General features: G+C 65.2%; 18 protein-coding genes, 4 tRNA genes, 1 other RNA gene and 1 pseudogene. 9 read left to right on the forward strand and 15 right to left on the reverse strand.

Going from position 1 to position 21,954, the window contains the following annotated elements; translation table 11 throughout:
* Positions 1-15: 15 nt before the first annotated feature.
* The 4 genes from QP997_RS06365 to QP997_RS06380 all read right to left on the reverse strand — a co-directional run bounded on the left by QP997_RS06365 (position 16) and on the right by QP997_RS06380 (position 3,355).
* Positions 16-207: a hypothetical protein gene (locus QP997_RS06365; protein WP_070757700.1), complete on the reverse strand. Its 192-nt coding sequence runs from the start codon at positions 205-207 to the stop codon at positions 16-18.
* Between the two features lie 57 nt (positions 208-264).
* Positions 265-723: RNase P RNA component class A (gene rnpB, locus QP997_RS06370), an RNA gene on the reverse strand.
* Positions 724-751: 28 nt separating this feature from the next.
* On the reverse strand, positions 752-2,059 hold the full coding sequence (locus QP997_RS06375; RefSeq protein ID WP_502870438.1) for a bifunctional RNase H/acid phosphatase: 1,308 nt from the start codon (positions 2,057-2,059) through the stop codon (positions 752-754).
* A 102-nt stretch (positions 2,060-2,161) separates the two neighbouring features.
* Positions 2,162-3,355, reverse strand: a complete 1,194-nt coding sequence (locus QP997_RS06380; RefSeq protein WP_284846593.1) for a Nif3-like dinuclear metal center hexameric protein — start codon at positions 3,353-3,355, stop codon at positions 2,162-2,164.
* A gap of 259 nt (positions 3,356-3,614) precedes the next feature.
* Here QP997_RS06380 and QP997_RS06385 point away from each other — a divergent pair, with 259 nt between their 5' ends.
* Positions 3,615-4,268: an HAD hydrolase-like protein gene (locus QP997_RS06385; protein ID WP_284846594.1), complete on the forward strand. Its 654-nt coding sequence runs from the start codon at positions 3,615-3,617 to the stop codon at positions 4,266-4,268.
* A gap of 85 nt (positions 4,269-4,353) precedes the next feature.
* Entirely contained in the window at positions 4,354-4,878 is a 525-nt protein-coding gene (locus tag QP997_RS06390) for a low molecular weight protein-tyrosine-phosphatase (RefSeq protein WP_284846595.1), read from the forward strand.
* Between the two features lie 90 nt (positions 4,879-4,968).
* On the opposite strand, the gene QP997_RS06395 is transcribed toward QP997_RS06390, so the two are convergent.
* From QP997_RS06395 to QP997_RS06405, 3 genes are all read right to left on the reverse strand, one after another.
* Positions 4,969-6,051 carry an SURF1 family cytochrome oxidase biogenesis protein gene (locus QP997_RS06395; protein ID WP_284846596.1) on the reverse strand — a complete coding sequence of 361 codons (1,083 nt, stop codon included), beginning with the start codon at positions 6,049-6,051 and terminating at the stop codon, positions 4,969-4,971.
* A gap of 266 nt (positions 6,052-6,317) precedes the next feature.
* Positions 6,318-6,390: transfer RNA gene (locus tag QP997_RS06400), tRNA-Val, on the reverse strand.
* 54 nt (positions 6,391-6,444) lie between these two features.
* Entirely contained in the window at positions 6,445-6,888 is a 444-nt protein-coding gene (locus QP997_RS06405; protein ID WP_070761632.1) for a DUF3052 domain-containing protein, read from the reverse strand.
* Between the two features lie 303 nt (positions 6,889-7,191).
* Here QP997_RS06405 and aceE point away from each other — a divergent pair, with 303 nt between their 5' ends.
* The 3 genes from aceE to QP997_RS06420 are packed head-to-tail and all read left to right on the forward strand — an operon-like array spanning position 7,192 to position 11,389.
* Positions 7,192-10,020, forward strand: a complete 2,829-nt coding sequence (gene aceE / locus QP997_RS06410) for a pyruvate dehydrogenase (acetyl-transferring), homodimeric type (RefSeq protein ID WP_284846597.1) — start codon at positions 7,192-7,194, stop codon at positions 10,018-10,020.
* A 36-nt stretch (positions 10,021-10,056) separates the two neighbouring features.
* Positions 10,057-10,464 (forward strand): acyl carrier protein, encoded by a 408-nt coding sequence (locus QP997_RS06415; protein ID WP_284846598.1) that lies wholly within the window; start codon positions 10,057-10,059, stop codon positions 10,462-10,464.
* Positions 10,465-10,507: 43 nt separating this feature from the next.
* Positions 10,508-11,389 (forward strand): serine hydrolase domain-containing protein, encoded by an 882-nt coding sequence (locus QP997_RS06420; RefSeq protein ID WP_284846599.1) that lies wholly within the window; start codon positions 10,508-10,510, stop codon positions 11,387-11,389.
* A gap of 152 nt (positions 11,390-11,541) precedes the next feature.
* On the opposite strand, the gene QP997_RS06425 is transcribed toward QP997_RS06420, so the two are convergent.
* Positions 11,542-12,525: a hypothetical protein gene (locus tag QP997_RS06425; protein ID WP_284846600.1), complete on the reverse strand. Its 984-nt coding sequence runs from the start codon at positions 12,523-12,525 to the stop codon at positions 11,542-11,544.
* On the reverse strand, positions 12,509-13,516 hold the full coding sequence (locus tag QP997_RS06430; RefSeq protein WP_246817969.1) for a hypothetical protein: 1,008 nt from the start codon (positions 13,514-13,516) through the stop codon (positions 12,509-12,511). Before QP997_RS06430 ends, QP997_RS06425 begins: the two co-directional genes overlap by 17 nt.
* Positions 13,517-13,726: 210 nt before the next feature.
* Between QP997_RS06430 and QP997_RS06435 the strand changes: the two genes are divergently transcribed.
* Both QP997_RS06435 and QP997_RS06440 read left to right on the forward strand, forming a co-directional pair.
* On the forward strand, positions 13,727-14,470 hold the full coding sequence (locus tag QP997_RS06435; protein WP_284846601.1) for an LppP/LprE family lipoprotein: 744 nt from the start codon (positions 13,727-13,729) through the stop codon (positions 14,468-14,470).
* A 180-nt stretch (positions 14,471-14,650) separates the two neighbouring features.
* The gene (locus QP997_RS06440) at positions 14,651-14,893 is read left to right on the forward strand and encodes a hypothetical protein (protein WP_284846602.1); all 243 of its coding nucleotides are present in this window, start codon (positions 14,651-14,653) and stop codon (positions 14,891-14,893) included.
* Positions 14,894-14,984: 91 nt separating this feature from the next.
* Here the strand turns inward: QP997_RS06440 and QP997_RS06445 are convergent.
* A tRNA-Asn gene (locus QP997_RS06445) sits at positions 14,985-15,056 on the reverse strand.
* Positions 15,057-15,287: 231 nt separating this feature from the next.
* Here QP997_RS06445 and QP997_RS06450 point away from each other — a divergent pair.
* Positions 15,288-16,366: pseudogene (locus QP997_RS06450) on the forward strand (IS256-like element IS3503 family transposase); the annotation flags it as partial.
* Positions 16,367-16,396: 30 nt separating this feature from the next.
* On the opposite strand, the gene QP997_RS06455 reads toward QP997_RS06450, so the two are convergent.
* Both QP997_RS06455 and QP997_RS06460 read right to left on the reverse strand, forming a co-directional pair.
* Positions 16,397-17,622 (reverse strand): IS3 family transposase gene (locus QP997_RS06455; protein ID WP_148792844.1). Its coding sequence is split into 2 segments (ribosomal slippage): positions 16,397-17,343 and positions 17,343-17,622, totalling 1,227 coding nucleotides; the frame shifts between segments, so codons are not numbered across the junction.
* Between the two features lie 268 nt (positions 17,623-17,890).
* Positions 17,891-17,962 (reverse strand) — tRNA-Asn (locus QP997_RS06460).
* 118 nt (positions 17,963-18,080) lie between these two features.
* On the opposite strand from QP997_RS06460, the gene QP997_RS06465 reads away from it, so the two are divergent.
* A tRNA-Ile gene (locus tag QP997_RS06465) sits at positions 18,081-18,154 on the forward strand.
* A gap of 109 nt (positions 18,155-18,263) precedes the next feature.
* On the opposite strand, the gene QP997_RS06470 is transcribed toward QP997_RS06465, so the two are convergent.
* The 3 genes from QP997_RS06470 to QP997_RS06480 all read right to left on the reverse strand — a co-directional run bounded on the left by QP997_RS06470 (position 18,264) and on the right by QP997_RS06480 (position 21,928).
* Positions 18,264-18,635 carry a metal-sensitive transcriptional regulator gene (locus QP997_RS06470; RefSeq protein ID WP_284846603.1) on the reverse strand — a complete coding sequence of 124 codons (372 nt, stop codon included), beginning with the start codon at positions 18,633-18,635 and terminating at the stop codon, positions 18,264-18,266.
* 5 nt (positions 18,636-18,640) lie between these two features.
* Positions 18,641-21,082: a heavy metal translocating P-type ATPase gene (locus QP997_RS06475; RefSeq protein WP_284846604.1), complete on the reverse strand. Its 2,442-nt coding sequence runs from the start codon at positions 21,080-21,082 to the stop codon at positions 18,641-18,643.
* Positions 21,083-21,244: 162 nt separating this feature from the next.
* Complete coding sequence (locus QP997_RS06480; RefSeq protein WP_284846605.1) at positions 21,245-21,928, reverse strand: MBL fold metallo-hydrolase; 684 nt, start codon at positions 21,926-21,928, stop codon at positions 21,245-21,247.
* Positions 21,929-21,954 lie beyond the last annotated feature (26 nt).

Here is a 21,954-nt window from a genome sequence, read left to right on the forward strand (position 1 = left end):
GCGGAAAGCCGGGGCTTAGTCCTCGTTATCCCAATCGTCCTGCTCGTCATAAGCATCGGCGGCCTCGGTGCGCTGCTGCGCGATGCTCAGCGCCTGGCGGGCTGCTTCCTCCGAGTCATAGGGGCCCATGCGGGTATCCCAGCCGCTGGACTTGCCCTTGGTGACCTCACCGGTCTTGGTGTCGAAGTACCACTTTTCTTCTGCCATGGGTTCCACCCATCCTTTCGGGTTGATACTTCCCACCACTGTAGTTGCAAAGTGTGAGTGTCGAGGCGGCCTCTAAGCCGGATTCTGTCTGATGCCACCCACGAGGGGTGGCACGAGGTGACCATCCATCTGGACGCACCATTGCTGGGCGCCTCAAGCAGTCCACCTGTCCTTCATCGGGCGAGCAACCCTCAGACAACGCACGCACGCCCCGCCCTGCGACGGACGGAGCCATACGGCTCCTTGACCTTGCTCCCAGTGGGGTTTACCTAGCCGCGACAGTCGCCTGCCACGCTGGTGCGCTCTTACCGCACCCTTTCACCCTCACCCGCCATACACCGCAAAAACGGTGGGCGGGCGGTCTACTTTCTGTTGCACTTGCCCGCAGGTCACCCTGGGTTGCCGTTAGCAACCACTGTGCTCTGTGGAGTCCGGACTTTCCTCGACGCGGGGCCTGACCCGCCGGCAAAAAACCGGCCGGTGGTTCCACCGCGCCGCAGCCACCCGGCCGCCTCGACAAGGATTAAGTCTAACCCCCAGGCCGCTAGCCGAGGTAATGAGATTCGTTGACCAACCGGACCACGCCCGCCCCGTTCGGCAGGAAATCCGCGACCGAGAGGCTGGCCACGTCCAGGTGCAGGCTGCGGTAGATCTCCCCGCCGGTGCCCAGCGCCCGACGCAGCACCGACTTGATCGGCATCATGTGGGTGACCACCAGCACCGTCTTGCCCGGGTACTCGGCGATGACGCGATCCACGAACTCGGAGACCCTCCGGTAGACCTGTTCCGGGGACTCCCCGCCGTGGGGTGCGGCCGTGGCGTAGTTGAAGCACTCGCGGTGCTCCTCCGGGTGGTCCTCCTGGATCTCGACGAAGCGGCGGCCCTCCCAGGCGCCGAAGTCCATCTCGATGATGGCCTCGTCCGTCGTGATCGCGCCCTTCCCCATGCCCAGCGCCTCAGCGGCGGCTCGTGCGGTCTCCTGACAGCGGCCCAACGGCGAGCTCAGGATGACGTCGACGTCGCCGCGCTCGCTGATGTGGCGGGCAGCGTGCGCGATCTGCTTCTTGCCCAGGTCGGTGAGCTCCGGGTTACCGCGGCCGGAGTACTTGCCGTCGCGGTTGAGCTCGGTCTGGCCGTGGCGCAGCAGAAGCAGGGTCGTCGGCTCCGTCTTGCCCATCCACGCGGTGGGTGAGACCCCGGCCGGCTGTTGCTCGTCCTCGCCTTCGACGGGCTGCTCGGCGCGCTGCGCTGGTCCGCGCTGTGTTTCTGCCTTGGTAGGCTGCGCTGGCTTATCCTGCGTGGTGTCGGCGGCCTCGTCCGACGGCTGGTCGAGGTCGAAGAGCATGTCCGCGCCCTCCGCGTCCTCGGCCGGGGACGCAGCTGCCGCAGCTCCAGCTGTGGCCAGCTCATCGTCGATCCACCGGCCACCCTCGCGGTCGTCCATCGCGCGGTTGGCCAGCTCATCGGCGCGCGCGTTCTGGGCACGCGGCACCCAGGTGTAGCTCACCTGCGCGAGCTGCCCCTCGATGCGCTTGACCTCCTGGGCCAGGGGCTTCATATCCGGATGCTTGATCTTCCACCGGCCGGACATCTGCTCCACCACGAGCTTGGAGTCCATGCGCACATCCACGCTCAGGCTCCCCGGCTTCACGCCCTGCTGCTCCGCGATCTCTCGCGCCAAGTTCAGTCCGTTGATCAGCCCCTGGTATTCGGCGACGTTATTGGTGGCGTGCTTGATGAACTGCCACACACAGCCGACCTCCACCCCCGCGGCGTCCTTGACCGACGAGCCGGTACCCGCCGGCCCCGGATTGCCGCGCGAACCGCCATCGCATTCCACGCTCAAACGCATGTTGCCTCCCATATCTTCCGCTGCCTTGCCTTCCCTACTCCACCGATAACGCTTGCTCGCTGCTCGCCGCCGCACCGCTGACACGCGGGGCACGTCACCTCTCTAACGGCGCTGCTCGAAGCCGCCCGTGCTGGCCTCGTGCACCGTCCACGGGTCCGTGCGCTGCTCCAGCACTTCGGTGTCCACGCCCAGCTTCTGGCCCACCAACGCGGCCGCCGCCGCGCACCACGGGTACTCGCTGGCCCAGTGTGCGGTATCGATCACCGGGCAGCCCCCGGCGCGCAGGTGCTCGTCCACCGGGTGGTGGCGTAGATCGGAGGTGAGAAAGCAGTCCACGTCCATGCGCGCGATGGTGCCCAGGAAGCTATCGCCCGCGCCACTGGCCACCGCGACCGTGCGGATCATCTTCTCCGGGTCCCCAGCCGCACGCACGCCCCAGACCGTCGACGGTAGCCGGTCAGCCACCCGCTGGGTGAACTGGCGCAGCGTCATCGGCTCGTCGAGCTCGCCGACCCGGCCGATGCCCAGGCCCTGCTCCCCCAGATCCCCGGCGTGGCTCTCCACCACGTCATAGGCAACCTCCTCGTAGGGGTGGGCGCGGAGCAGGGCTGCCCGCACCTTCTCCCGCAGGTGGGCTGGAGCGACGAACTCGACGCGCAGCTCGGCCACCCGCTCCAGCTCGCCGCGGGACCCGATGTGCGGATTCGCGGCATCGCCCGGGCGGAACTGCCCGGTGACGCGGAATTCGAAGGAGGCCTCCGAATAGTCCCCGTCCACGCCCGCGCCGGCGTCGAAAATTGCCTGCTTCACAGCCTCCGCGGAATCGACCGGGACCGTGAAGCCCCACTTGTCGATCGGGTTCGGGATCGGGCGCAGCGGGCGCCCCGCGCGTACCCCGAGCAGCTCCGCCAACACATCGTTGACCCCCGGGCGGGCCGAATCAGCGTTCGTGTGCGCGGCGAAGAGCGCGACCCGGTTGCGGATCAGCTTGTGCACAATCCTGCCCTTCGGGTGATCCGCCGGCACCCCGGTGACCCCGCGCAGCAGCAGCGGGTGGTGGACCACCAGCATGTCCGCGCCCGAGTCGATCGCAGCATCCACGACCTCGTCCGTGCAGTCCAGCGCGAAGGCCACCTTGGCCACGGGCTCGGCGCGATCACCGCAGATCAGGCCGACCGCGTCCCAGGACTCCGCCAGTTTCGGCGGGTAGGCCTCCTCCAGGCAGGCGACAACCTGGCCCACCGTCAGCTGCGCAGCATCCGAGGTGGTCTGGGGGTTACTCGCGGTGGTCGTCACGCGGGATCACGCTCCTTGGTGGCTTGAGTGACCCGGGCCGGGCGGCCCGGAATTATTTTCCACTGTATCCCGTCCGAACCCCCGCTGTATCCGGTCTGCTCCCCCATACGATCCACCCATCGCCCCACCGCGCCGGGACGCCCTCCCACCGCTCGCCCCGCACCAGGAACACCGAGCTGGCACAGTGCTTCCACCGAGCTGGCACAGCGGTCACGCTGCGATGGCACAGTGACCACACTGCAATGGCACAGTGGAGGGCATGAGAAAGATCCTGCTTATCGACGTCGACGGCACCCTCATCGACTCCTACCCCGGCATCCGCGCCTCCTTCATCCACGCGCTGAGCACCCACGGGTACGCCATCCCGGACGAGGATTTCCTCCGCGGGCTGCCCGGTCCCCCGATGCGGGACTCCATCGCCGCTGCAGGCGTGCCTGCTGAACAGGTCGACACAGTCATGGCCGATTACAGCGAGCACCAGTCCAACGGCGGCTGGCTGGATTCCGCCCTTTTCCCCGGCATCCCGGAACTGCTGTCCACCTGGCGGGAGGAGGGCCACATCCTGGCCACCGCGACGTCCAAGTCCTACTCCGGTGCCCTACGCGCACTGAAGCACTTCGGGCTGCTGGAGTACTTCGACTACCTCGGAACCGCCGACGATGACGGCGGACCGCGACAGCACAAGGAGGACGTCGTCGCCTACGTCATGGGACTCATCAACGCCGATCACGCAGCGGAGCCCTCCCAGTTCCTCATGATCGGCGACCGCAAACACGACGCGCAGGGTGCTAAGAGCCAGGGCATAGATTGCGTGCTGGTGAACTGGGGTTATGGTAGTCAGCAAGAGTTGGCCCAGGTCCCCCTGATCGCCAACACCCCGGAAGAGCTCAAAAGCATCGTTGAGCAGCGCTGAAGCTCATGAAGAGCGCGGTGAGAATCCGCCACCATGAGCGTGCTGAGCGTGCAGCTCCACGAACCGAGAAGCATCAAAGGAAGCTATGCCTGACCCTGACGCGCCCCACCCGTTGTCCCTGATCACCGTCGTGTGCACCGGCAACATCTGCCGCTCCCCGATGGGAGAAATCATGCTGGCGGACGCGCTCGCGAAGAGCGACGATCCCCGCCTGCACAACATCACCGTCAACTCCTGCGGCCTGGGCGATTGGCACGTCGGGGATGGCGCGGACCCGCGGGCAGTCAAACAGCTGGCCGATCAGGGCTACGACGGCTCCGAGCACGTCGCCGCGACCTTCGGGCCGGAACACGAGGCCGCGGATATCTTCCTCGCGATGGATAAGGGGCACGTCACGGGACTGAAGCGCCAGGGCGTAGACCCGCAGAAGATCCACCTCTACCGAGCCTTCGACCCCGCGAGCGTGACCGTGGATCGCCCACACCCCGAGGTCGCGGACCCCTACTACGGCACTGAAGCGGATTTCGCGAGCGCCGCCGAGGAAATCGAGGCCGCCGTGCCGGGCATCATCGAGTTCATCGAGTCGATCCTCGACGAGCAGGAGAACTAGCGGGGCTTCAAGACGCCGCGGCACCCACGGTGGGCTAGAAACGCTCGCCGTCTCCCGGCTGATTCCAGCCGAAGCCGCGGCGCTGTGTTGTTAGAAACGCTCGCCGTCTCCCGGCTGGCTCCAGCCGAAGCCGCGGCGTTTGGCCGCCTTGCCGTAACGGGCGGCCATCGCGTCCTCCTGCCGTTGTGCCTCCTGGCGCTGAGTCTCCCGCGACGGTTCGGTGAGGACGTCCCCCGCTGCCGCACCAGCGTCCATAGCCTGCTCGGTGCCAGCACCCTCAGCACCGACTGCCGCCTTCTCTCCCTCGCTCAGGGATGCACCCGCAGCAGCGCCTGCCGTGGCCAGCTGCTCGTTTTCCAGCTGCTCGCGGCGGCGCTCCTTGATCTCCGACCAGATAAACCACCCCAGCAGGATCGGGGCGATGATGCCGAAGGCGATCCACTGGATGCCATAAGAAAGATATGGTCCGGACTCGATCTTGGGCAGCGGAATCGGGTGCGGTGCGACGCCTGCGTCCCCGGCGCGATCAGTGATCGCCTCGGTGGACTGCTCGTCGAGCTGCACGTAATCGTGCGCCAGCGCCAGGCCCATCGCCGCGCCGATCTGCTCGGCGTTCACGCTGGTGGTCTGCTTAGCACCCTCCGCGTCGATCACCCCGCGGTCGTTCTTTCCCTCCCCCAGCCGGACGTAGCCGGTCAGCTCCATCTCCGTGCCTGGGGCCTTCGCGATCAGCTCCGGGCGATTATCCCCGCTCTCCGCGGGCACCCACCCGCGGTTGACCAGCACCGTGGTGCCATCCGTGGTCTCGAATGGCGTGATGACCTGGTAGGCGGGCGCGGACTCCACAGGACGGTTGCGCAGCAGCACCTCCTGCTGCGGCAGCAACTTTCCCTGCAGGCTGACGTGGCGCCACTCCTGCGCCTCCTCCACCGGCTTCGCAGGCTCGGTCGGCAGCACCTCCGAGACGGGCACGGGGGCCTGCTCCATCGCGGCCTTGAGCCGGTCGTTGAACTCCGTGCGCTTGGTGTTCTTCCCCAGCTGCCAGGGCGCCAAGGTGTTGAAGGCGAAGTAGGTGAACAACAGCACGAAGACAGCCGAGAGGATCCAGCCCGGCGTCAAAAAAGCCCGAAAGCCGCGCTTCGGCTCCTGGCCGCGCTGTGGATCGACCGCCATCGTTCATTCCTCCCATTGGGCCTGCCTGCTGCCGACAAAGAACCGGCTAGCAAAGGACTCGCTTTACGAGAAACAACTCTAGCCCGCCCTCCCCGGCGCTCAAGAACCCGCGGACGCCGCGCCACTGTGCCCAATACACAGATCCCCCCAAGGATCTCCCGACGACACTGTGACTTTCCAGGCTTTCACCCCACGCAACAGCGTCACATGTGCGTGAAATAAAAAGAAACCCTCGCGAACCTACTGTTCGCAAGGGTTTGACTCGGTGCGCTCTGACGGGTTCGAACCGCCGACCTACTGGGTGTAAACCAGTTGCTCTTCCAGCTGAGCTAAGAGCGCGCAACAGCTAGAGAGATTAGCCCAGCCATCCCGGCGGGGCAAATAGGCCCAGGGCTAACGCTTCGCGCCGCGCGCGACCAGGCACGCAGCCTGCCAATCCCCCAGCCGCTCCGAACCGGTCTGCACCATGCCACCCAGCTGCGCGGACTCCGCAACCTCACCCGGCTGAATGGAGTTCTCCAGCCCTGGTGCCGGGGTCAGCACCCAGACACGACCGTCCTCACTCAGGGAACGGTTGGCGTCCATCAGCCCGTCGACCAGGTCGCCGTCCTCCTCGCGCCACCACAACAGCACCACGTCAACGAGCTCGTCGGTATCCGGGCCCAGCAGTTCCTCGCCGATTGCGTCCTCGAGGGCCTCGCTGATCGAGGAATCGCAGTCCTCATCCCAGCCGAGCTCCTGAATGATCGTACCGCTGGAGACCTCCAGCAGCTCTGCGCAATTCAGTCCCTCCGAGCCTTTCTCGTCGCGGACTGGGGCGCTGGGAGTGTTACCCACTGTTGTGAAAAACCTTTCTGGTGTAGCTCAAGACCAGCTCCTTGCTGATCATCTAATGTGACCCAAGCTAACACAGCAGACCTTAAGGTGGGACACATTTTTCACGATTCTCCCCGCCCATCCTCCCCTCCCCGCGGATAAAGCTCCGCCACGTTGCCTGCGGCACTCCACGCCCACTCATCGCGAGCGCCATGCCAGTACCGTGCCCGTACCTCGCCAAGCCACCTGTCACGCCCTCCCGCCACCGACCCCGAATACGTAGGCTGGGGAGGAAGAACAACCCCTTAAGCGAGGAGGCACGCCATGGCCAACAAGCCGCACCCAGACTCCGAGGACCGCCGCACACCCAGCGCCGGGAAGGACACCCACTTCGGCAACATCCGCGACGGGGTGGCGTCCTACCTTGTCGACAGCGACCCAGAGGAAACCCAGGAGTGGATGGACTCCCTGGACGGGCTGCTCGACAACGCCGGCCCGGACCGCGGCCGCTACCTCATGCTCCGCCTCCTCGAGCGCGCCACCGCCAAGCGCGTGCCCCTGCCGCCGCTGACCTCCACCGACTACGTCAACACCATCCCCACCACCATGGAGCCAGAGTTCCCAGGTGATGAGGAGATGGAGAAGCGCTACCGCCGCTGGACCCGCTGGAACGCGGCGATCATGGTGCACCGCGCCCAACGCTCCGGCATCGGGGTGGGCGGGCACATCTCCACCTACGCCTCCGCCGCACCCCTCTACGAGGTCGGGCTGAACCACTTCTTCCGCGGCAAGGACCACCCCGGCGGCGGCGACCACATCTTCTTCCAGGGCCACGCCTCCCCCGGTATGTACGCCCGCGCCTACCTCGAGGGCCGCCTCAGCGAAGAACAGCTCGACGCCTTCCGCCAGGAGGCCTCCAAGCCCGAGGTCGGGCTGCCCTCCTACCCGCACCCGCACGGCATGCCCGAGTTCTGGGAATTCCCCACCGTCTCCATGGGGCTGGGCCCGCTCAACGCGATCTACCAGGCACGCTTCAACCGCTACCTGCACGACCGCGGCCTGAAGGACACCTCCGAACAGCACGTCTGGGCCTTCCTCGGCGACGGCGAAATGGACGAGCCGGAATCCCGAGGCGCGATCCAGATGGCCGCGCTGCACAACCTGGACAACCTCACCTTCGTCGTGAACTGCAACCTCCAGCGCCTCGACGGGCCAGTTCGCGGCAACACGAAGATCATCCAGGAGCTGGAGAGCTTCTTCCGCGGCGCCGGCTGGAACGTCATCAAGGTCATCTGGGGCCGCGAGTGGGACGAACTGCTCGAAAAGGACCAGGACGGCGCCCTCGTGGACGTCATGAACAACACCACGGACGGTGACTACCAGACCTTCAAGGCCAACGACGGCGCCTACGTCCGCGAGCACTTCTTCAACCGCGACCCCCGCACCAAGAAGCTCGTCGAGGACATGAGCGACGAGGAGATCTGGGCGCTGCCCCGCGGCGGCCATGATTACCGCAAGATCTACGCCGCCTACGCCCGCGCGATGGAGACGAAGGACCAGCCGACCGTCATCCTCGCGCACACGATTAAGGGCTACGGCCTGGGCCACAACTTCGAGGGCCGCAACGCCACCCACCAGATGAAGAGCCTCAGCCTCGAGGACCTGAAGCAGTTCCGCACCAAGCAGGACATCCCCATCAGCGACGAGACGCTGGAGAAGGACCCCGAGCTGCCGCCGTACTACCACCCCGGCGCGGACGCCCCGGAGATCGAGTACATGCTGAACCGCCGCAAGGAGCTCGGTGGCTTCCTGCCGGAGCGCCGTCAGCGCTTCGAGCCGCTCGCCGTGCCCGAGGTGGAGACGATGCGCAGCGCGCTAAAGGGCTCCGGCAAGCAAAAGGTCGCCACCACCATGGCGTTGGTGCGCATCGTGCGTGACTTCATGCGGGACGAGACCATGGCCGAGCGCCTGGTGCCGATCATCCCGGACGAGGCACGCACCTTCGGCCTGGATTCGTGGTTCCCGACGCTGAAGATCTACAACACCCACGGGCAGAACTACACCCCGGTGGACCACGACCTCATGCTGAGCTACCGGGAGGCCAAGGACGGCCAGATCCTCCACGAGGGCATCACCGAGGCCGGCTCAGTGGGCAGCTTCATCGCCGCGGGCAGCAGCTACGCCACCCACGGCAAGGCCATGATCCCGCTGTACATCTTCTACTCGATGTTTGGCTTCCAGCGCACCGGGGATTCCATCTGGGCGGCCGCCGACCAGATGAGCCGTGGTTTCCTGATTGGTGCGACCGCCGGGCGCACCACCCTGACTGGCGAGGGGCTGCAGCACATGGACGGCCACTCCCCTGTTCTGGCGACCACCAACCCGGCCGTCGTGACCTACGACCCGGCGTTCGCCTACGAGATCGCCCACATCCTGCGCGACGGCGTGCAGCGCATGTACGGCGAAGGCTCCGGCCCGGACGGCGACGGCCAGGGCGAGGACGTCATCTACTACCTCACCGTCTACAACGAGCCGATGCACCAGCCTGCCCAGCCAGAGAACCTGGACGTCGAGGGGCTGCTCAAGGGCATCTACCTGTGGAGCCCGGCGGACAAGCTGGTCGGCATCGACGAGGGCATCACCGGGGACGCGGGCGAGGCCGAGGAACTGGAGCACACCGCGAATATCCTCGCCTCCGGCGTGGGCATGGGCCAGGCCATCCGCGCCAAGCAGATGCTCGCCGAGTACGGGGTCAACACCAATATCTTCTCCGTGACCAGCTGGAACGAGCTGGCCCGCGACGGCCAGGAGGCCGGGCTGGAGGAGCTGCGCAACCCGGGCGAGGAGCCGCGCACTCCGTATATCCAGCAGGTGCTGGAGGGCTACGACGGCCCGTTCATCGCGGTCAGCGACTTCGCTACCGCGCTGCACGAGCAGGTGCGCCGCTGGGTGCCGGGTGATTTCATCAACCTGGGTGCCGATGGCTTTGGTTTCTCCGATACCCGCGCCGCCGCCCGCCGGTACTTCAACATCGACGCCGAGTCCATCGTGGTTGCTACTTTGCTCAGCTTGGCTCGCGAGGGGAAGATTGATCGGAAGATCGCCATCAAGGCCGCCGAGGACCTGAACGTCGGCGACCCGACGAAGGCTTAAGGTTCAGGAAGTTTAGGACGTTCAGGAAGGTAAGCAATGCCCGAGAATTCTTCTGCCGCCCCACAATCCGGCCTCTCCGAGGACGCGAAGGCCAAGCTCGCCGCAGCCCTCGGCGGCTCGGTCGGCGCGGCTGGTGAGGAACCCGCCGCGAAGGCTTCGGGGTCCGCTGCGAAAACCAAGGCTGCGGAGGCTCCCGCCGAGGAGGCCGGGGTGGCTGCCGGGCTGGCCCGCATCATCGAGGCTGCCTCTGGCCTGCCCCTGGAGGAGATCACCCCGAACGCCCGGATCGAGGAGGACCTCGCGATCGATTCGCTGTCGCGGATCGACATCATCACCCAGGCCGAGGATAAGTTCGGGGTGCGCATCGACGAGGTGGACCTGCAAGCCAGCATGACGGTGAAGGAATTCGCCGAGCTCATCGAGGCCCGGCAGGCGGGCAACTAGACGGCGACGGGACAGCACCGAGAAAGGACATTTGCGAGTAAGCATGACTGATTCCGCAATCACGGATGTGCTCAACCAGGTCGCGGACTGGCCGGTGAACAACGTGGCGGCCGCGGCCATCACGCTCGGGGGTGGGGGCGACGCCGACGGCACGGGAGGCGAGGCTGACGTCGTTACCCACGGCGACATGGAGCACGTCTTTCAGCTGGCCAGCGTCTCGAAGCTCATCACCGCCTACGCCACCCTAATGGCCGTCGAGGAGGGCGCCTTCGAGCTGGATGACAAGGTTCCGGCCGAGCTGGTGCCTTCCTTCGAGGAGCCCCCGACTGTTCGCGAGCTGCTCTCCCACGCCTCCGGTATCGAGTTCCGGAAGCACCGGCAGATGCGCCCGGCGCACACCCGGCGCATCTACTCCTCGGCGGGCTACGAGGTGCTGGCCAGCTTCATCGAGCAGGCCACCGAGATGCCCTTCGAGGAGTACGTGAGGCTTGGCATTTGCGAGCCGTTGGGCATCGAGATCACCGTCGAGGGCTCCGCTGGCCACGGCTTCAGCGCCTCGGCGTCCGCGGTGACCACCCTGACCGAGGAGTTCCTGCGCCCGAAGCTGCTCGCGGAGCAGACCGTGACCGAGGCGCTGACCGTGCATTTCCCCGACCTGGTGGGCGTGGTGCCTGGCTACGGGCGCCAGACCCCGTGCCCGTGGGGCCTGGGTTTTGAGATTCACGGGGAGAAGCACCCCCACTGGATGGGCGAGAACATGCCCGCCACGGTGGCTGGGCACTTCGGGCAGTCCGGCACCTTCCTGTGGTTCGCCCCGGACCAGGGGCTGGCCGCGGTGGTGCTCACCGACGAGCCTTTCGGCGACTGGTCCAAGGACCGGTGGCCGGAGTTCAACGCCCAGCTGTGGGAGGCGATGGCCGACTAGGCCTGCCCGGGCATTCGTGGCTGGGCCTCGCTTGAACCCACCCGTTCCGGGGCTGGGCGTCGCTTGGGTCCGGTCCTCCCGGGGGCTGGGGCCCGGCAACTCCCAGGAGGCGAGGGCCCGGCGGCTCGACTTCGGCGATTAAGCCCCCGCGGTTACACCCCAGCGCTGAGCTTCTGTGCGATCGCGTTGAGCACCTGCTGGCCGGTCTCGTAAGACCCGTCTGCAGCGCGCACGGCGATCGCGATCGGCACCACAGCGTCCGCTGCGACGGCGCTGCCGTCCCCAGCTCCGCCACCGGCAAACGCACCTGCCGGCACCACGCCGAACTGGCGGACCAAATAGCCCCCGGTTTCGTCCGGCCCCCAACCGCCCTTGAAGGCGGCCCCCGACAGCTGACCGATGCCATAGGCGTGCCCCGGCATGATCTGCCCCATCAGCCGGTAGACCTCACCAGCGGCTGGGTCCTGGCCCGCTGCCTCCGCCAGGCCCGCAGCGAAGGCAGCCTGCTGCGCCAGCGTCCACCGGGTCTGCCCATAGGCGCTGAAGCCCGGGCGGGTGACGGTTGGCTGCACCGAAACCTCCTGCCCGCTGTACTCGCGGATCACCGCCGCGACCTTTCCGGCCGCAGCAGCCCCACCGCCGAGCGAGGCCCACAGCTGCTCCGCCGCGGCATTATCCGAGGACTGAATGGCCCGGGTGGCGGCGGAGCTGTCCCCTCCCGCAGAGCGCAGCGCGGCGATAGCTAGCGGCACCTTGATCGTCGACCACGCGGGCTCGGCACCACCCTGCAGCGGACCGGCCTGCAACGCCCCGGCACCGCTGCCGAGACTCACACCGACCTGTGCACCGAACTGGGCAGAAACCTCCCGGACGATCGCATCGAGTGTCGCCTGGTCGATGGGTGCGCCCTCCGCGGTCTCCTCCCCTGTCGGTTGCGGCCCGCGCCGCTCCCCGTCCCGGCCCGGCTCCGCCCCGCGCGTGGGCTTGGGCCCCACGGCCTCGCGAGGGCCGGTCTGCGCCACGGTCGATTCCTCCTCTTCCCGGTGGTCGGTGGGAATGGTGCAGGACGCCAACCCCAGACCGGTGGCCAGGACGGTTCCCGCGATCGCCGCGCGCCGGTTAAGCGATGTAGACATTGGCGTCGTTTCCACCGGTGCAGTGCACGTACTCGCCGTTATCGCGGCAGCTCATGGTGTAGCTGGTGCCCGTGACATCGCTATAGGCCTCGACCACGTGGTTGAACTCGTCCTCGTCGCCGTCCAGGTAGGCGTCCACGTAGGCATCGCGCACAGCGAGGGCGAAGCTATCGCTGGTCGGGCCGGACTTCCAGACGCTATTCAGGTCGCCGCCCGGGTTCGAGCTCCGCGCCGAGCTGTTCACCGGGGTCGCGTACCCCGGGAGGCGCGGATTCTTCGGACGGGACTCGGCCTCATCGTCGGTGTCTTTGTCATCGTCCCCGCGGTTGGCGTCCTCGTCATCGTCGCGGTCGTCCCCTTGAGCGTCGGCGTCCTCGTCCTCGGTGCCACGGGCATCCGTTGCCTCGGACGAACTCACGGTGGTCTGCTCGGAACTCTTCCCTTCGCCTGGCTTGCCGGTGAACCAGAAGGCAGCGAAGGCCACGGCAGCCAACAGCGCCAGGACCAGCAGCACGATGATCAGGATGTTGCGCCCGTTGGACTTCTCCTCCGGCTGCTCCTGATAGCCCTGGTTCTCGTAACCCTGGCCCTGCCACTCTCCACCCGGGCCCGCGTAGCTCTGCTCCGGGTAGCCCTGGTTGCCGTAGTTCGGCCCACCGTATCCCTGGTTGTTATAGCCCTGTCCCTGCCACTGGCCAGCCTGCCCCTGGGCGCCATAGGGGTTCTGCTGCGCCCACTGCTGGGATGCACCAGCGCCATACCCGGCGCCAGCCTGTCCCCACTGGCCCGGATCCTGCTGCCCCCACTGACCGGAGCCTTGTTGCGCGGACGGGCCAGCGCCCGGTTGAGCCCAAGGGTTGGCGCCCGGCTGTCCGGCACCATCGCCGGCTGGGGTATCCCCGGGGCGGCGGTACTGCGGTGGCTGCGGGCCCGAGGCGTCCCCGCCCTCGGCGCCGGGGTCATCAGAGTGGTGATTCTGTGGCTTCGTCATGCCCCTAAAGTTAGCGCACGGGGCAGACAACGCGATGCACCCAAGCAACCTGACATACCCGCGCCACACCCCCGGCCGTTACACTGGCTTTCACAACAGCTCACCCCGCGCGTTCAGCACCGTGAGACCAGCACTGCGTGATCAACACCGTGAGATTAACGTCGTGTGGTTAACGCCGCTGTTCAGCAGGCCCAGAGGAAGGAGACGATCGTGGCCCACCCAACACCTGCCCGATCCCGGTCCCGCCAGCTACTTTTCCTGGCGTGCACCCTCCCCCTGCTCGCCACCGCGACCGCCTGCGGCTCGGAGGAAGAAGAACCCACCGGGCAGACCTCCGCAACCTCCTCGAGTGCTCAGCCCACGACGACGAGCAGCGACGCCTCCCCCAGCACGTCAAGCAGCGACGCCGCCCCCAACCCCACCACGGCCAGCGATACCGACCCGGCACACGGGGGCACGCCGGAGCCGGCGACGTCGCCCCACAACGGTGCGCCACAACCCGACCGCAGCAACGCGGCGGCAAACACCCCAAGAACGCCGGCGCCGAGCGCGCCGGACTACAACTGCCGCAACCGCAGCGCCCCACCGCTGAACAACACCACCATCCCGATGGCTGGCGGCGGCAGCTTCCACTACACGCTGAAGGCGAACCGCTATAACCCCTGCAAGACGCTGTCCTGGATCCACATCGCCGGCGAGCACGACGGGCCAAAGGAAGCCGTGCTGTTCTATCACAACGGCAACCCGGTAAACTCCCCGCAACCGCGGCTGATCACCGCCGTCACCGGAATTCAACGCCTCGGGGACGACGCCGTCCAGGTCACCTACCGCACCGCGCAGGGTACGACCGGCTCCGTCACCACCCGGGCGACCAGCAATGGCGTCCAGGAGGAATCCACCCTCCCGCCAAGTGTGGACAGCAGCGCGCCGCGACTGGCCGGGGCGCATAGCTAAGCTCAGCCACGGTAGCCCCGGCCCGGCGCCGCGAAACCCAGGCCGCGATGACCCGGCGCGCCCGCACCGCCCTGGCGCAGGCCTCCAGCGGTGAGCGCTCCATCCACCTGGCACTGATCCCGGGCATCGACGTCGAAAAACACCGACGCGGAGTTCAAGACCAACAAGCCGGTCTTCGCCGTGGCACTCCTCGCCGCCGCCATCTCCGTGCTGGAGAAGGCCAGCGAGCAGATCGAGCGCGAGGCGTTCGAGAAGGCCGTCGCTGACGCTGAGGCCCGGGCCGAGGCAGAGGCGGAGATCGCCAACGATGCCCGAGCGATGGAGGCGTACTGGACTGAACGTGTCTCCGGATCTAATTCTGATTCGGACGCGGAGGAACACTCCAAGGAAGACGCGGACAGCGAAGACGATAGTTCCCGCTAGCTCCGGTTAGCGCGGTGGCGCGTACCCCTCCCAGCATGCGCCCCGGCTGTGGAAAGAAATATGGCCCAGGCTTTAAAGCCTGGGCCTTTTGCTCCCCCAGCTGGATTCGAACCAGCAACCGCTCGATTAACAGTCGAGTGCTCTGCCATTGAGCTATGGGGGAATGCTCAGGAGGAAGCTTACTAAGGCTTAACCCGTCCACCAAATCTTGGCACCACCCCCAGCCCGGTACTGGGAATAGGGGGTTAAGTAAAGAAAAGTGTGCCCGCATGCCACCATAACCCCAGACCACACACCACAAATCACCAAAGAATAGCTCCCCGAAAGCTATTACCCACACCATCCCGCACCTCCGGCCACATTTGTGCTAACCGCACACCGGTTGGATTAAAGGATGACCACCAACCGCCCCAGCTGCCCACTATGCGGCAACAACACAAAGAAAAACGGCACCACCAGCAAATCAACCACCCGTTGGCGCTGCACCCACTGCGGACACTCCTTTACCCGCAATACCCAAACTCACAACAAAAACACCGCCACCATGGCTTTGTTCATCCAATGGGCCACCGGCACCCAATCTCTAACCACCTTCGCCGCACACCATGGCGTAACCAGGCAAACCATGCACCACCGATTCCGATGGTGCTGGTGGATCATCCCCACACCCACCATCGACCATTCCGCATCCATGACCAAATCTTCCTCGACGCGACCTATCTAAAGTCCGGATGCCTCCTGATCGCAGCCAGTAAAACCCACGTCATCAACTGGACCTGGGCCAGACACGAAACCACCGCCGCCTACACCGAACTCCTACGCCCCATTGCCGCACCACTAATCGCAGTCACAGACGGCGGACAAGGTGCCCAATCAGCCATCCACCACTGCTGGCCAACAACACGCATCCAACGCTGCCTCGTCCACGCCCAACGAACAGTCCGCCGCCACACCACCAGCAACCCCCGCACCGATGCCGGCAAAACCCTCTACCGCCTAGCCCTGAAACTCACTCGCATCACCGACCTTGACCAAGCCTCCACATGGGTCGCCCACCTGCACGAATTCGACCACACCTACCGGGAATGGATGAACGAGAAAACCACCATCAAAGACCCCGCTACCGGCGCCTACACCAAGGTCTACACCCACCAACGCGTCCGAGCGGCCTATCAATCATTGCTATCTCTGCACCGCAGAGACCTGCTGTTTACCTACCTGCAACCCCCACCAACAACCATCGACCCCGACAACCTTGCAGCAACAACAAACAGCCTCGAAGGTGGCATCAACGCCCCCATAAAAGAACTAGCCCGCAGACACCGCGGACTATCACTACCGCATCAACGCACAGTGATGGATTGGTGGCTGTATCTACATACAGAAGTCCCTAACGATCCGGTCAAGATCGCCAGGGACCAACGATGGGGTCAAGACGCACTTTCCACAGCAACAGACCTGATCACCCACGACTGAAGCGTCCTGGGTTTAGTTCCGCTTCTTTTACGCCCCTGTGTTGATGGGCTGGGTGAGATAGTACTCGGTTTCTACTTCCTGTGGGGTGGCGTAGTCCAAAGCTTCGTGAAGCCGCTTAGTGTTCCACCAATGCACCCACCGCAAGGTGGCCAGTTCGACTTCTCCGACCGACGTCCACGGGCCTTGGGCATGAATCAGTTCCGCCTTGTAGAGACCGTTGACGGCCTCAGCTAGAGCATTGTCATAAGAATCGCCGACTGTTCCCACACTCGGCCGGATTCCTGAATCCGCGAGAGCGGTGGAATACTTCAGTGACACGTACTGGCTGCCCCGATCACTGTGGTGAATCAGCTGGTTTCCATGGATTCGCCCTGCAGTCGTTAACGCATGCTCCAAGGCCTCCATAGGCAGCGCATCGGTGCGCATCGTCGAGCGTGTAGCAACACCAACAATCTTTCGACTGTAGACATCCACGACAAACGCGGTGTAGGCGAATCCTGACAGGGTGCGAACGTAAGTAATGTCGGCAACCCACAACCTTCCTGGTGCTTGTGCACGAAAGTTTCGCTGCACTAGGTCCGGGCGATGATCCGGTGCCTTCGGGCTAGTCGTTGTCACGGGGGTTCGTCCACGTCTGCGGCCGGAAACACCAGCTAGCTTCATCAGACGTGCAGTCTTGTCGCGGCCGATATGAAAGCCTTCACGGTTCATCGCGTGCCACATTTTGCGGATACCGTAAACCGAGAAATTCTGCGCATGCACACGCTGTATCTCTGGGATGAGAAGGCTATCGCTTAAGGTCCTTGCACTGGGAACACGTGTGGTGGCTTTGCGGTAGCCGCGTGAAGTAATGAATCCACGATCTGCTTGTTTAAGGACTCGGCAGATGGCCTCGACCCCAAACTGATCCTTATACGCGTCGATGTAAGAGATCATTTGGTCGTGGGTCGGTCGAGTTCCGCTGCGAAAAAAGCCGAAGCAGTCTTAAGAATCCCGTTTGCTCGCTTCAGCTCACGGTTTTCGCGGCGCAAACGCTTGAGCTCTTCTTCCATCGTTTCGCCGCCTGAAGCGTCAGAGTCATCACGTACTGAAGCGCTGTCACGATACCAAGCCCGCAACGTGTGGTGAGATACTCCAAGCAGCTCACCGACCTCCGTGTAGGCGCGTTGCAGTGAGCAGGACTCCAAGCGGACCATTTCGATGATCTGATGGACCGCCTTCTCCTTGAACTCGACGGAATACTTTCTAGGCATAGTTCAATCCTTCCTTAGCTGAGGTAGGAACTAAACCCAGGACGCTTCACGACACCACAGCCACTACCAATGACATCGGTGCACCAGCAGAATACGACACCGCCATCGACACCAGCTACCAACACAACCTCGGCATCCAAAAAGGCTGGATCAAATAACCGCAACACGCCCGGAAAAGACACACTTTTCTTTACTTAACCCGGAATAGGTTCACAGGTCGGTAGAAAAGAAGAAAACCCAGGGCTTTGGACCCTGGGTTGTGGTGTTGCTCCCCCAGCTGGATTCGAACCAGCAACCACTCGATTAACAGTCGAGTGCTCTGCCATTGAGCTATGGGGGAATATGCCATCTTGGCAACGAATAGACACTCTACCCAGCAAGCCTATAAGCACCAAATCAGCAGGTCAGACCCGGAATATCGGCTTTAAGGCTACGGTATGGTTCAATGACCTGGTGGCGGGACCATAGCTCAGTCGGTTAGAGCCGCGAACTCATAATTCGCTGGTCGCGGGTTCGAGCCCCGCTGGTCCCACAAAGATCATTCGCCGCCCGACGCGGGGCGGCTCCCCGGCGGGCCGGCAGCTTGGAAAGAGCACCAGCCCCGCCGGGGTTTTCGTATCCTTCACCCCGCCCTTAGGCAGTTAGCGAGTGAAGCGCGCGATCGCCTGCGACACTTCCTCCAGTTTCTCCTCCACAGCCTGATCCGAGGTGCGGGCGGCCTGCACCACGCAGTGGGCCATGTGCTCCTCCAGCAGCACCAGGCCCACCCCCTTCAGTGCGGACTGCAGTGCCGCGATCTGGGTGAGAACGTCGATGCAGTACTCCTCCTCGGCAACCATCCGCTGCACACCGCGCACCTGGCCTTCGATGCGCTTCAGCCGCGCGATCAGCTTGGCCCGGTCGCCGTGGCCGCTGAGTGGCTTCTCGCTGTGATCAACCTTGCCGTCGGCCGCGGGCTCGCCGTGCTGTGGCGCGTGGCAGTCGCTCTTGGTTGCTGGCTTCGCATTATCCATGGTGACTACTTCTCCTCAACCTCAGGCTGGATGGACTTGAAGCCACGCAGTCGCAGGCTATTCGAGACCACGAACACACTGGACAGTGCCATGGCCGCACCCGCCAGCATCGGGTTCAGCAGGCCGAAGGCGGCCAGCGGGATCGCCGCGACGTTATAGGCAAAGGCCCAGAACAGGTTCATCTTGATGGTGCGCAGGGTCTTGCGCGACAAGCGGATGGAGTCCACCACCGCGCTCATCTCGGCGCGCACGAGGGTGATGTCCGCGGCCTCGATAGCCACGTCCGTCCCCGTGCCCATGGCGATACCGAGGTCCGCCTGGGCCAGCGCGGCGGCATCGTTGACGCCATCGCCAACCATCGCCACGCGCTTGCCGTCGGCCTGCAGATCCTTGACCGCGGTGACCTTATCGGCGGGCATCACGCCTGCCCGCACGTTCTCGGGGTTAATCCCCACGACGCCGGCGACCTCACGTGCGACCTGCTCGTTGTCACCGGTGACCAGCATCGGTTCCAGGCCCAGCTCCTTGAGCTGAGCGATGGCCTCCGCGCTGTCCGGCTTCACCGCGTCCTCGACGGCGACCGCACCAGCCAGCTGACCGGCGACGAGCACCGGAACCACGGTGCCGCCCAGCCCGCTGCGCTCGACGATCTCGGCGCCAACGGTGGTGCCGTCGGAGGTCTCGAAGCCGCGTCCGACCTGAACGGTCACGCCGTCGACGGTGGCGGTCACGCCGCGACCCGGGACGGACTCGAAGTCCTCCGCTTCGGGCAGTTCGCCGCCGATTTCCTTGCGGGCACGCTCGGCGATCGCCTGGGCGATCGGGTGCTCGGAGTGATTCTCCACCGCTCCGGCGATGCGCCACAGGTCCGCCTCGCTGAACCCGGCCTTGCCGGAACCATCCGCGATCGAGTCCGCAGCCGGCGCGAGCCAGGCCTCGGTGGCCGTCATCTCGCCGGTCGTGATGGTGCCGGTTTTATCCAGAATGATGGCATCCACGCCACGGGTCTGCTCCAGGGTCTCCGGCCCGCGGATCAGCACGCCCATCGAAGCGCCCCGGCCCGTACCGACCAGCAGCGCGGTCGGGGTGGCAAGGCCCAGCGCACACGGGCAGGCGATGATCAGCACCGCCACGGACGAGGCCATCGCGGCACCCACATCACCCGTGATCAGGAGCCAGGCGACCAACGTGATGACTGCAAGGGCGATGACCACGGGCACGAACACCGCGGACACGCGGTCGGCCAGCCGCTGCACATCAGCCTTCCCGGACTGTGCCTGCTCCACCAGCTTGGCCATCTGCGCCAGCTGGGTATCGGAGCCCACGCGGGTGGCCTCAACGATCAGCCGGCCCGATGCGTTGACGGTCGCGCCCGTCACCATGTCACCCGGGGCGACCTCCACCGGCACGGATTCGCCGGTCAGCATGGACTCGTCCACTGCGGAGCTTCCTGCCACCACTCGCCCGTCCGTGGCGATCTTTTCGCCCGGGCGCACCACAAAGTACATGCCCTCGGCCAGCTGGCCGATCGGGATGCGGCGCTCGTTACCGCCCTGGGCGTCGTCAACGACGGCGACGTCCTTTGCACCCAGCTCACTCAGCGCACGCAGCGCCTCGCCAGCACGATGCTTCGCGCGCTTCTCGTAGTAGCGCCCCGCCAGGACGAACATGATCACGCCCGCGGCGACCTCGAGGTAAATATCCCCCATCGGGTCGCTGTGGACATTAAACAGGTTCCAGGTGTGACTCATGCCTGGCTCGCCGGCGGTGCCAAAGAATAGCGCGACCAGCGACCACAGGAAGGCCGCCCCGGTACCCACGGTGATCAGGGTGTCCATCGTCACCGCGCCGTGCTTGATGTTCAGCCAGGTTGCGCGGTGGAACGGGTAGCCGGCCCACACGATCACGGGCGCGGCCAGCGTCAGTGAGAGCCACTGCCAGTTCGTGAACTGCAGGTTCGGAATCATGGCCAGCACGATCACCGGGATCGCCAGCCACAGGGAGCCGATCAGGCGGTTTCGCAGGCCCTCCAGCTCACGCTCTGCCGCCTGCTCCGCCGAGGTTTGGGACGTCGGTTCGGCCCCAGGCTGGGCCGCGTCCGCCGCCCCTTGTTCGCCGGCCCCGCCCTGCGGGTCACCGGCGGCCGGGCGGGAAGCCAGCGGCTGCGAGAGCTGGGCCTCGTAGCCCATGTCCGCGATGATCTCCCGGATCTGCTCATCCGTCACTGCCTCGGCGGCGCCGTCCTGCTCGACGTGCGCTTTCTCCGTGGCGTAGTTGACGGAGGCGGTCACCCCGTCCAGCTTGTTGAGTTTGCGCTCGATCCGGTTCGCGCACGAAGCGCAGGTCATGCCAGTGATCTGGTAGTCCAGGTCGAGAACTGGCTGGGCTGCCCCGATGGCGCCCACCTCGGTGGCCGAGCTGTCTTGGTGTTGAGACAAGTTTTCCATCCCCTTTCCACCACCGACCCTATACCCCCTGGGGGTATATGGCAAGGGGCTCCACGGTGGCACGGTAAAACGCAAAAAGATGCACCAAAGACGAGGAAAAGGGGCCGCGGGAAAACTCCCACAGCCCCTCGACCGAGACCCCTGAGGCCCCGATCCAGCGCACTAGTAGCCGCGCTTAATCCACTCGTCCAGGTGCGGGGCCTCGTCCCCGATGGTGGTGGAATCGCCGTGGCCGGTGAGCACCTTCGTCTCCGTCGGCAGCGTCAGCAGCTTCGTCTTGATCGACTCGATGATCGTGTCGAAGTCCGAGAAAGACCGCCCCGTCGCACCCGGACCACCGTTGAACAGCGTGTCGCCGGAGAACAGCACGTCCGCGTCCGGCACGTAGAACACGCAGCAGCCCGGCGAGTGACCCGGGGTGTTCATCGTCTTGAGCTCCACACCGGCAACCTCGAAGACGTCGCCGTCGGCCAGTTCCTTCGGCTCCAAGTCCGGGTAGCTCTGGTCCCAGAGCACGCGGTCCGCCGGGTGGACGTAGATGTCCGCGCCGAAGATCTGGGAAAGCTCCGGCGCCACAGTGATGTGGTCATTGTGCGCGTGGGTGCACAGGATGGCCTTGACCTCGCGGCCGTCGACCGCCTCCTGGATCGGGTCCAGCTCGTGGGCGGCGTCGATGATGTAGCACTCCTTATCATCGCCGATGACCCAGATGTTGTTCTCCACGTCCCACTCGCCGCCATCCAGGGCGAAGGTGCCGTTGGTGATCACGCGGGTCACCCGCAGCTTCTTGGCCGCGCCAGAAAGCTGGCCTGGGGAAATGATGTCCGTCATCGCGTTATCGCTCATTATTCTTCTCCTTCATTGGGGTGCCA

It is taken from the genome of Corynebacterium sp. MSK039, from assembly GCF_030232315.1.
Taxonomy (GTDB): domain Bacteria; phylum Actinomycetota; class Actinomycetes; order Mycobacteriales; family Mycobacteriaceae; genus Corynebacterium.